The following is a 1,199-nucleotide window of genomic DNA, read 5'->3' as shown; positions in this document are numbered from 1 at the left end:
CCCGGCACGCCGAGCGGCTCCCGGCTCGTGGCGAGCACGGTGACGCCCGGGCAGCGGGCGAGGAGCATCTCGGCGAGGCCGGCCGCGGCACCGATGACGTGCTCGCAGTTGTCGAGGACGAGCAACAGGCGTCGGTGCGCGCAGTGTTCGACGAGGCGCTCGGTGGGGACCTCGCCGACCCGCCCCTCCAGGCCGGAGGCGCGCAGGGTCGTCGTACGGCCGCCGAGCGCGCTGAGCACGGCGCCGGGGACGGCTGAGGGGTCGTCGAGCGGGGCGAGCTCGGCGATCCAGGCGCCGTCGGGGTAGGGGGTGTTGGGGTCCGGAGCGTTGGTGTGCGGGGAGTCGGCGGTATTCGGGGAGCCGGCGGTGTGCCGGGCGTCGGTACGCGGGTGCGCGTTGGCGTGCCCGCGCGCGGCGGTCATCGCGGCGGCGGCCTCCTCCGCTAGCCGGGTCTTGCCGGAACCGCCGGGGCCGGTGAGGGTCACGAGCCGGGCGGTGGACAGCTCGTGGCGCAGGGTCGCGAGATCGGCCTCGCGACCGACGAAGGATGTGAGGCGGGTTCTGAGGTTTCCAGGGGGAGTCGGCGGGGTGGCGGTCGTGGGTTCGGGTGTGCTGGTGGGTGTGGTCGGGGTTGCCGGGTTCTCGCCTTCTACTGACAACAACTCCCGGTGCAGGGCGAGAAGTTCCCGGCCCGGGTCCGCGCCCAGGCGGTCGGCGAGAATCCGGCGGGCGCCCTCGTACGCGGCAAGCGCGTCGGCGTACCGGCCCGTGGCGCGCAGGGCGCGGATGAGCTGGGCGTGGAACGGCTCGTCGAGCGGATGGGCGGCGACCAGTTCCCGCAGCTCGGGTACGACTTCCGCGGCGCGGCCGAGGGCAAGGTCGGCCGCCACCCGGTGGCGGACAGCCGTGAGGCGGTGTGCCTCGGCGCGGGCGGCGGCGGCCGCCCCGTCGGGGAGATCGGCGAGCGCGGGGCCGCGCCAGAGGGCGAGCGCCGCGCGCAGGGTGTCCGCCGCGGCCTTGGGGTCCCCCTGCTCCAGCGCGGCGGCGCCCTCGCGGGCGAGGCGCTCGAAGCGGAACAGGTCTACGTCGTCCTGGGTGGCTTCGAGCCGGTAGCCGCCGGGGGGGGAGGTGGTCGCTTCCCTCCCCGGCGGCTACCGGCTCGAAGCCAGCCAGGACAACGTACACCTGTTCCTCCTCGA

1 pseudogene is annotated in these 1,199 nt (G+C 75.6%); it reads right to left on the bottom strand.

The window, feature by feature from the left end:
- Positions 1–1,145: pseudogene (locus AOK16_RS24295) on the bottom strand (AfsR/SARP family transcriptional regulator); the annotation flags it as partial.
- Between the last annotated feature and the right edge of the window lie 54 nt (positions 1,146–1,199).

Source organism: Streptomyces pathocidini (genome assembly GCF_001418495.1).
GTDB classification, from domain to species: domain Bacteria; phylum Actinomycetota; class Actinomycetes; order Streptomycetales; family Streptomycetaceae; genus Streptomyces; species Streptomyces pathocidini.
This window is presented reverse-complemented; position numbering and strand designations above follow the sequence as displayed.